The organism is Pseudomonas lactucae, assembly GCF_016937615.1.
Lineage (GTDB): Bacteria > Pseudomonadota > Gammaproteobacteria > Pseudomonadales > Pseudomonadaceae > Aquipseudomonas > Aquipseudomonas lactucae.
Genome location: NZ_JAFHKI010000071.1, coordinates 1 through 9,501, shown reverse-complemented (window position 1 = coordinate 9,501; position 9,501 = coordinate 1). Strand labels below are relative to the sequence as shown.

The following is a 9,501-nucleotide window of genomic DNA, read 5'->3' as shown; positions in this document are numbered from 1 at the left end:
CCCGATAGCGATTTCACATTCAACACAAATATTTCAGGGCACACACATGAAAATCAGCCGCCAAGCCTACGCAGACATGTACGGCCCCACCGTCGGTGACAAGGTGCGCCTGGCCGACACCGAGCTGTTCGTCGAAGTCGAGCAGGATTTCACCGTCTACGGCGAAGAAGTCAAATTCGGCGGCGGCAAGGTGATCCGCGACGGCCAGGGCCAGAGCCAGTTGCTTGCCCATGAAGTGGTCGACACCCTGATTACCAACGCGCTGATCATCGACCACTGGGGCATCGTCAAGGCCGACGTCGGCTTGAAGAACGGTCGCATCCACGCGATCGGCAAAGCCGGCAACCCGGACATTCAACCGGGCGTGACCATGGCCATCGGCGCCAGCACCGAAGTGATTGCCGGTGAAGGCATGATCCTCACCGCCGGTGGTATCGACAGCCATGTGCATTTCATCTGCCCGCAGCAGATCGAAGAAGCGCTGACCAGCGGCGTCACCACCATGATCGGCGGCGGAACCGGGCCGGCCACCGGCACCAACGCCACCACCTGTACCTCGGGCCCGTGGCACCTGGCGCGCATGCTGCAGGCCAGCGATGCGTTCCCGATGAACATCGGCTTTACCGGTAAAGGCAACGCCAGCCTGCCGGAGCCGCTGATCGAACAGGTCAAGGCTGGCGCCATCGGCCTGAAGCTGCATGAGGACTGGGGCACCACGCCGGCCAGCATCGACAACTGCCTGAGCGTGGCCGACCAGTACGATGTGCAGGTGGCGATCCACAGCGACACGCTCAACGAATCCGGCTTCGTCGAAACCACCCTCGCCGCGCTCAAGGGCCGCACCATTCACACCTACCACACCGAGGGCGCCGGTGGCGGCCACGCGCCGGACATCATCAAGGCCTGCGGCTTCGCCAACGTGCTGCCCAGCTCCACCAACCCGACGCGGCCGTTCACGCGCAACACCATCGACGAGCACCTGGACATGTTGATGGTCTGCCACCACCTGGACCCGAGCATCGCCGAGGACGTGGCCTTCGCCGAAAGCCGCATCCGCCGTGAGACCATCGCCGCCGAAGACATCCTGCACGACCTCGGCGCGTTCTCGATGATCAGCTCCGACAGCCAGGCCATGGGCCGCGTGGGCGAGGTGATCACACGCACTTGGCAGACCGCCGACAAGATGAAAAAACAGCGCGGCCCGCTGCCCGGCGACGGCCCGGGCAACGACAATTTCCGCGCCAAGCGCTACATCGCCAAGTACACCATCAACCCGGCGATCACCCACGGTGTGAGCCACATTGTCGGCTCCATCGAAGTGGGCAAATGGGCCGACCTGGTGCTGTGGCGCCCGGCATTCTTCGGCATCAAGCCGACCCTGATCCTCAAGGGCGGCGCGATTGCCTCAAGCCTGATGGGCGACGCCAACGCCTCGATCCCCACGCCGCAACCGGTGCACTACCGCCCGATGTTCGCCAGCTTCGGCGGCTCGCTGCACGCCACCAGCCTGACCTTTATCAGCCAGGCGGCAGCCGACGCGGGCCTGCCCGAGGCCCTGGGATTGAAGAAGCAAATCGCGGTGGTCAAGGGTTGTCGCGACGTGCAGAAAACCGACTTGATCCACAACGACTACCTGCCCGAGATCGACGTCGACCCGCAGACCTATCAGGTCAAGGCCGATGGCGTGTTGCTGTGGTGCGAACCGGCTGAGGTGTTGCCGATGGCGCAGCGCTATTTTCTGTTCTGATCTACAGCGGTCGGCTCATGCAGTGCGCCCCAGGGCCTCATCGCTGAGCCGACGCAGAAGCTTCGTACGCTCATCCCCCAACAACGTTATCTGTTTGAAGTACGTCTCATCCGTCATCTCCCGCCCTGGAGTCAACTCCTCGACGGGCAGGCCCAACTGGCGCCCGGAAACTTCGATGGTCGTGCGCAGGGCGGCCTTTTGCTCAGCCGATAAACTGCCATCGGCCTTCCACTCCTGCTGCGCCTGCTGGAAATCGCCCAGTGCAGCGCCCTTGGCGCTCACCTCATCGAACTGTGCCCGGTTCGCCCCCTCAAGGTAGGTGCGCCAGAAGTCCTGCTCCAACAGACTCTCTCTGAGCAGATCACCTTTCTCCAATTCAATGACCCGGTCATACGCCGCATCGATCATCGCCTGGGTCACATCCGGCTCCGGGAAGCGCATGCTGCGCGACTGCCACGGCAGGTCAAGCCGCTGAGCGAGCCGGGTGGCGTAGGCCAGGTGAATCTCCACCTCATCAATCGAGGGCAGCGGATTGCCCTGCGCATCGGGTGCCACGATCAACTGCCCATCGGCGTCGTACAGAGGGAAGCGACGGCCTTGCTCAATCAGTTCGGCGATCCGCGCATGGGCAATCCGGCCCAATTGATCCAGGCGTGACTTGCCCTTCGCCAGGGCCAATACTTTCTGCCTGACTAGGGTCGGGTCGGTCATCGCGTAAGCTTCGCTCAACAACACTTCCACGCCCATGGCGTTGAATAATTGCGCACCGGCATCCACACAAGTGGTCGGCGCCCCCGCCATTTGGAACAGTTTGTCGCGTAGCTCGGTATCCGCGTACGCCGCCTCCAGCATGCGCCAGACTTTCGCCGTCAGTTCATTTTGATAGTCCGGGGAGACGGCATCGGATGATTCGGACAGCTTTCTGATCTCGTCAAAGAACCCTTCGGCCCCCGGTGCTCGTTCCAACGCATCCCACACTGACTGTTTGGCCACCCATTGCTCAGGCGTCAAACCGCTATTCCAGTGAATACTGTCCTGCGCGCCCCTGGGCGGAAAGCGACGCTCGGGGTCAAGCCCGCTGGACTCGATATAGAGCCTGAGCCGGGCACTGACTTCGGGGCTAAGCAACTCACGGTCGACCACGGTGCGCGCAATGATCGCCGCGTGTCCAGAGCCTGGTTCTGCTTCGGGGATGTGATTGATAGTGTTGCCGCGCAAATCCAGATTGAAAACGCGCGGTCGAGGCTGCTCGAACAATCCGGTGGGCCAGGCATTCACTCCGGTATTGTTCAGCCATAACAACTGCAGCTCGGGCATCTGGCTGATATCCGGTACGCGCCCCAGTGGGTTGCCTTCCAGCTCCAGCATCCGCAGGCTTCTGACCTCACGTAACTGCTCCACCGCTTGAGGGCTGAGCACAATATTATTCTCCGAGAGAGACAGCACTTTAAGGCGCGACATCTGTGTGATCTGCTCAGGTAGTTGGGTCAGCCGACAGCTTTCCAGGTTGAGGCTGGTCAGCCCGCGAAAATGCGTCAGGAACGAGAGGTTCTCATCACTGAAATCGCTTTCGGCCAGCATCAACTCACTCACGTGGTCAAAGTTGGCATTCAGTTCCGGCAAGCTGAGCAGTTGCCGCCAGACACGCACACCGGTCAGGTCGATCTGCTGACCCACATAACGACCGGTCGGGCCGATATGCCGCGGGCCGATGCGCCGCCAGGCGTCTTTAAGCGCACGCGCGATGCGATAGCGAATCCGCAGCTGCCGACGGTAGGCCGGGCTGCCAAACTCGCCAAAGCCTTCGATAGGCGTCGACATCCAGGTTTGCAACACCGCATCCAGTTCCCGGTACTCACGCTCCAATGCCCTTAGCCATTGATCATTGAAAGGATGATGAGCGGCGCGCAGCTGGTCGATTTCTTCGGGCGCAAGATCCGGGTAAAGCGCTCGCAGGCGCTCGTCCGTAATCCGCCCATGGCCCCCCGCTCCCCGGCCACTCAATGGATAACCACGACGCCCCCCAGGCATGTCATGGGTTGGCATGAAAAAAGGTCGACTGTCGGGGCGCATCTGAAGCACGTCGAGTAATTGCCGGCGGGGCAAGGCGTGCTGCTGAATCAACACCTTCAATTCAGGCCCCTGCCCCACATGCGGCATGCCCAATGCGGCGCGGTGCGCATCTGTCAGCGCATGCTGGAGGGAGTCGTAGAAGCCATTGATGCCGTGCAGTGAATTGGCCTGCTCATCGAACGCCTGGTACTGCCCGTCCGCGACGTGCACAAGCACTTTGCGGCTGGAGGCATCCTGCGGCCCGAAGCTGGCCCTGAGCTCACCGTCATAGGTATCGACACGCACCTCCAGGCGCAGATCATCTTTCCAGCCCGGTAGCGTTTGCAGGGTGTTGAGCGCCAGTGCTTCGGTGTCCGGGCCGGCCAAGGCATCCAGGTAAAGGCCTTCGTAGGCGCGTACCAAGCGAATTTGACGTTGCAGCCGATGGGCTTGCGTAGCCAGGTCCAGGGGGACTTTCCCGCTGGTTTGCATCGCGCTGATTAGCTCGGGCGACGCCCCTTGCAAGAGCTCACGGGACATGATCGTTGGCAAGCCTTTGAAGTCGCGCTGCAGAATTTGCACGGCCTTGTCGGTGACAGGCGGGTCGGCGTAGAGGCTATTGAACAACCACGAACGCGTCTGTTCGGAATACTTCGCCAGGCGAGCTTGCAACTGTTGGCCAAGCTCTACCGGGTCCTCGGGCGCGTGCAGGCCCAACATCTGCTGAGCCTGCTCAGGCGTCAGTGTGCGGGCGACTTGCTCGGGCAGCCTGCCGGCCATCAAGTCAGAATGGCTGATACGAATCAGGCCCTGGCCGGCATCCGTTGCATCTTGCCCATAGCGCACACTCGCCTCGCCGTTATTGAGGTACGCCTCGATCGCCCACGCCTTCGGCCAACGCGGCAAACGAACCATCAATGCGGCCGAATAACTGGCAAGCTTGCTCGACAGCCGTCCACCGGCAATTTCCTCACTCACCTTTACCGCATCGGCGTAAGCACGAAACCGCCGCGCCGTTTCCAGCAGCACGGCCGGCACCGGTTCGCTCTCGACATTCAGACGGCGCAGCACATCCTCGTCGACATCGCTGACCTGACGAATCTGCTCCAGTTCGACGTCGTTGAACCCGTCCAGGAAAGGGCCCAGGCGGCGCATCAAGCGCGGCTGTTCCCAGGTCAACGGTTGCTCAGCCTCATGCACCCAACCACCCGAGCCGTTATGCAGCACCTCAGGCTGGTAAGCGCCCTCGCGGCGGGGATGCAGGATTCGACCGGTACCCGACAAGGGACTTCTTTGCACCTTGAAGATCTTGCCTTCCAACTTCAACAATGTCTGATTGGCATGACGATGCAGACCGTCTTCGTCAGGTACGGACTCGGGCGGCAGGACGGTAGCCGATGCATACGGTTCAATAGCCGGTTTCCACAAGCGGGCTTTGCCGCTGGGCAGCCGCACGCTCTTGAGCTGCTCGATAAACGGCGACACCGTAAAGTGAAACGCCACACCGCCGGCGGCCAGCATCACCAGATTTTGCAGTACATCACTGAGGTGCAACCAACCCGCCTCCCGATCACCTTGAGCCCATTCAACTGAGCCTTCCAAGGTTTCGTACATCAATTGCCCGGCTGTCACCGTCAGCATGGCGTACCCCAGCGGCGGCACAGCCATGGACACCACATTGAGCACCAACAGACCCAGGTTGAGGTAATGCGACAGGCGTCTGGAACGGCCCTGCGCATCGGCGTCGGCGGTCGGAACAGCCTCGGTGCGCGCATCCTCGAACACACGCTGGCGCATGCGGTCGTACAGCTCATCCCACAGGTCGACCTCGATCCAGAGCCCCTTGAACGAATCGGCATTGATATCCAGGTTTGGGCCGACCACCGGTACGCGCTTGGCGTACGCCGGGTCGCCCAGGATCGAGATCAGCGGCTCGAGCTTGGGGGCCAGTACGTTTGCCCAGAAGTGCCCTTGCTCGGAGCGCAGCCATTCGATCCCCCACCATTGGGACGGGGCGGTGACCTTCAGCTCGGTGAGCCTGCGAAAGTAATAGGGCCGATCCTTCTGCGCGACGAACCGGCTGAAAAACTGCTGGTAGTGCGTGGGTGACCAGGTCTTCGAGCCGTCGGCGTCTGTTGAACCTTTGCTCAATCGGTCGGTTAACTCCTGTGCAAACGCCGAAAACGTCTCGTAGCGTTTGATCGGGTGTTCCGGGTCGCCCGGGATCCAGGCGATGAACCAGCTGCTGTAACGGTATTTGACGCAAGGATCGATCAATACACAGCCCTGCAAGCGCAGATGCATCAGGCAGGGCACGCGATACCAAAGCTGCTTGCCGTCGACCTGAATGTTTTTTTCGCCGCTTGCCACGCGCATCAGCAAGGCAAAATCGTCGTCACCGATATCCCCCTTGAGCAGCGCCATGTAGGCCTCGGCCTTGAATGCATCCTGTTGGTAGGTCAGGTAGCGCAGGCGCCACAGGGCGTCGGACACTGCATCGTCAGGACGCCAGAAGGTCTTGAGGTGGGTTTGATACTGCGCGCCTAGATCGAGGTCACGGCATAGCTGGGTAAACGTCTCGATCTTCAGGGTCGTCGTATGCCGCTCGAAATGGCCACGCGCATCCGGCTGGGTAATAAAACCCGAGGCACTGTTGAAATAGTCAGCCGCGGTTTCGCGGGCCTCAAAATTGTGCAGCGCGGCCTGCAACAAGGAAAAGGTCTGGGACTTGAAGCCTGCGGTCTGCCTGCCGAACTGATCTTCCACAGGGATATAAAGGCGCAAAAAGGTCTGATCGACATCCAGGTAAAACCGGCTTTTTTCAAGCCGGCCTGCAACAGCGGACGGGCAAACGCAGTCACTTCCTGAACGCGGTCATGCAGCGTTTGCCAGGCATTCGTGGAACCCCAGGTGGCGTCGATCAAGGGCTTGAGCGTGCCTTTTTGCGCCGCTGTCGCCTGCGCATGCCAAGCGACAACGGTGGGTGCTACTGCGCGCAATGCCGTGCGGTTTTGCGGGGACGCCTGCACCAGATACTGCGGGATGACGGCGGACAGAAACGGATAGTGCCGCCCCTTGTACCCCGGCAGTTCAAGCGCCGGGGCTGGGGTGATAGGAGATAAAGCCATGGCCGTAACCTAACCAGGTGAATGAAGCTCAAAGCTTATTCACCGCTCGCTTGCGCCAGGGCCTATCTATGCAGCACGCAGGGGCGGCCGGACAATCAGTGGTTCCAGGCCTCGCGGGGATCGAACGCGGCCTTTTTGGCCAGTTCCTGCCACAGCGCCTTGACCTCTTCATCGCTGTTTTTCGGCATCACCGCCTTGAGTTGCACGAACAGAAACCCGCGCTCGCCTTGCTTGTTCAGCAAGCCGTGGCCCTTGGCGCGCATGCGTTGGCCGTTCTGGCTGCCGGCCGGCACTTTGAGGTTGATCTTGCCGGTCAGGGTCGGCACGGCCACTTCGGTGCCCAGGGCCAATTCCCAGGGTGCCAGCGGCAGGTTGATGATCAGGTTTTCGCCGTCCACTTCGAATTTTGGGTGCGGCGCGAACTTGATGATCAGGTACAGGTCGCCATTCGCGCCGCCACCGATGCCCGGTGCGCCCTGGGCCTTGAGGCGAATGCGTTCGCCGTCGGCCACGCCGGCGGGGATCTTCACGTTCAGGCTCTTGGTAGTGTTGCTGACATGCCGGCCCGAGGCGTCGTATTGCGGCACCTGGAAGGTCACCTGCTTGGACTCGCTCGACAGCGTCTCTTCGAGAAACACCGACAGCTGCATCTCCACGTCCTGGCCTTTACGCCCGGCAGGACGGCGCTGACCGCCACCAAAGGCATCGCCGCGCGCACCAAAGATCGAGCTGAAGAAGTCCGAGAAATCCTCACCGCCGCCACCGCCACCAAAACCGCCACGGCTCTGCCAGCCCGGTGGCCCCTGGAACGGCTGACCGTGCTGACCGTATTTGCGCAGTTCGTCGTATTCGGCGCGCTTGTCGGCGCTTTTAAGCGCTTCGTAGGCTTCGGACGCGTCCTTGAACTTGGCTTCGGCGTCTTTTTCCTTGCTGACATCCGGGTGATATTTGCGCGCCAACTTGCGGTAGGCCGCTTTGATTTCCTTGTCGTCGGCCGTCGGCTCGACGCCAAGTATCTTGTAGTAATCTTTGAAATCCATCGGGGTTTCACCTTCCTTTATCGAGATCGCAGAGCCCTGGGCACAAGGTGCGCTGGTTTGCACCTGTTGAGTCTTGTGGCCGGAGGGGATACGTCAAAGTGTTATCGGCGCTCGCCGTATGCACCAGATGTGGGGGCGAATCCTGCGTTTTCAAGCACGATTTAACGGATGGTCGGCCTACGCATCCGCCCTCGACTGACATACACTGCGCGGCCGTTTTTCGACCGGAACCCGATAGACATGAAAAACCCATCCCCGGCCCGTGCCTGCGGCATCGACTTCGGCACGTCCAACTCCACCGTCGGCTGGATCCGCCCCGGCCAGGAGACGCTTATCGCGCTGGAGGACGACAAGATCACCCTGCCGTCGGTGGTGTTCTTCAACTTCGAGGAGCGTCGCCCGGTATACGGTCGCCTGGCGCTGCACGAGTATCTGGAAAACTACGAAGGCCGCCTGATGCGCTCGCTCAAGAGCCTGCTGGGTTCCAAACTGATCAAGCACGACACCAGCGTATTGGGCACGGCGATGCCGTTTACCGACCTGCTGGCGCTGTTTATCGGCCAGCTCAAGAGCCGCGCCGAAGCCAACGCCGGCCGCGAGTTCGAAGAGGTGGTGCTGGGCCGCCCGGTGTTTTTCGTCGATGACGACCCGATGGCCGACCAGGAAGCGGAAAACACCCTGGTCGATGTGGCGCGCCAGATTGGCTTCAAGGACATCTCGTTCCAGTACGAGCCGATTGCCGCAGCCTTCGACTACGAGTCCACCATCGAAAAAGAAGAGCTGGTGCTGATCGTCGATATCGGCGGCGGTACCTCCGACTTCTCGCTGGTGCGCCTGTCGCCGGACCGCCGTCACAACGACAACCGCCACGACGACATCCTTGCCACCGGCGGCGTACACATCGGCGGTACCGACTTCGACAAACAGCTCAGCCTGCAAGGCATGATGCCGCTGTTCGGCTACGGCAGCCGCATGAAAAGCGGGGCCTACATGCCCACCAGCCATCACATGAACCTGGCCACCTGGCACACCATCAACTCGGTGTACTCGCAAAAATCCCAGCTGGCCCTGGGCAGCATGCGCTACGACATCGAAGACACCGGCGGCATCGACCGCCTGTTCAAGCTGATCGAACAACGCGCCGGGCACTGGCTGGCGATGGAAGTTGAAGAAACCAAGATCCAGCTGACCCACGAAGACAGCCGCCACGTCCCACTGGACCGTATCGAAAAAGGCCTGAGCGTGGATTTGAGCCGGGCGCTGTTCGAGTCGTCCATCGACGCCTTGCTCGAACGCGTGCGCAACAGCGTGACGCAATTGCTCAACGACGCCTCGGTGAGCGTGGCGCAGGTGGACACGGTGTTCTTCACCGGCGGCTCCAGCGGCATTCCGGCACTGCGCCACAGCATTTCGGCGATGCTGCCGAATGCGCGGCATGTGGAGGGGAATATCTTTGGCAGTATTGGTAGCGGGTTGGCGATTGAAGCGAGCAAGCGCTACGGGAACTGAGTTTCACCTGTGTGACGCCATCGGG

4 protein-coding genes are annotated in these 9,501 nt (G+C 61.2%); 2 read left to right on the top strand and 2 right to left on the bottom strand.

What is annotated here, in order from left to right:
* The first annotated feature begins 46 nt into the window (after positions 1–46).
* Positions 47–1,747, top strand: a complete 1,701-nt coding sequence (gene ureC, locus JWR98_RS14400; protein WP_078731351.1) for an urease subunit alpha — start codon at positions 47–49, stop codon at positions 1,745–1,747.
* Positions 1,748–1,762: 15 nt separating this feature from the next.
* Here ureC and JWR98_RS14395 read toward each other — a convergent pair whose 3' ends face one another.
* Both JWR98_RS14395 and JWR98_RS14390 read right to left on the bottom strand, forming a co-directional pair.
* Positions 1,763–6,583 (bottom strand): NEL-type E3 ubiquitin ligase domain-containing protein, encoded by a 4,821-nt coding sequence (locus tag JWR98_RS14395; RefSeq protein ID WP_205490381.1) that lies wholly within the window; start codon positions 6,581–6,583, stop codon positions 1,763–1,765.
* A gap of 439 nt (positions 6,584–7,022) precedes the next feature.
* Positions 7,023–7,967 (bottom strand): DnaJ C-terminal domain-containing protein, encoded by a 945-nt coding sequence (locus tag JWR98_RS14390; RefSeq protein WP_078731349.1) that lies wholly within the window; start codon positions 7,965–7,967, stop codon positions 7,023–7,025.
* A 240-nt stretch (positions 7,968–8,207) separates the two neighbouring features.
* Here JWR98_RS14390 and JWR98_RS14385 point away from each other — a divergent pair, with 240 nt between their 5' ends.
* Positions 8,208–9,476, top strand: a complete 1,269-nt coding sequence (locus JWR98_RS14385) for an Hsp70 family protein (RefSeq protein ID WP_078731348.1) — start codon at positions 8,208–8,210, stop codon at positions 9,474–9,476.
* Positions 9,477–9,501: the final 25 nt, after the last annotated feature.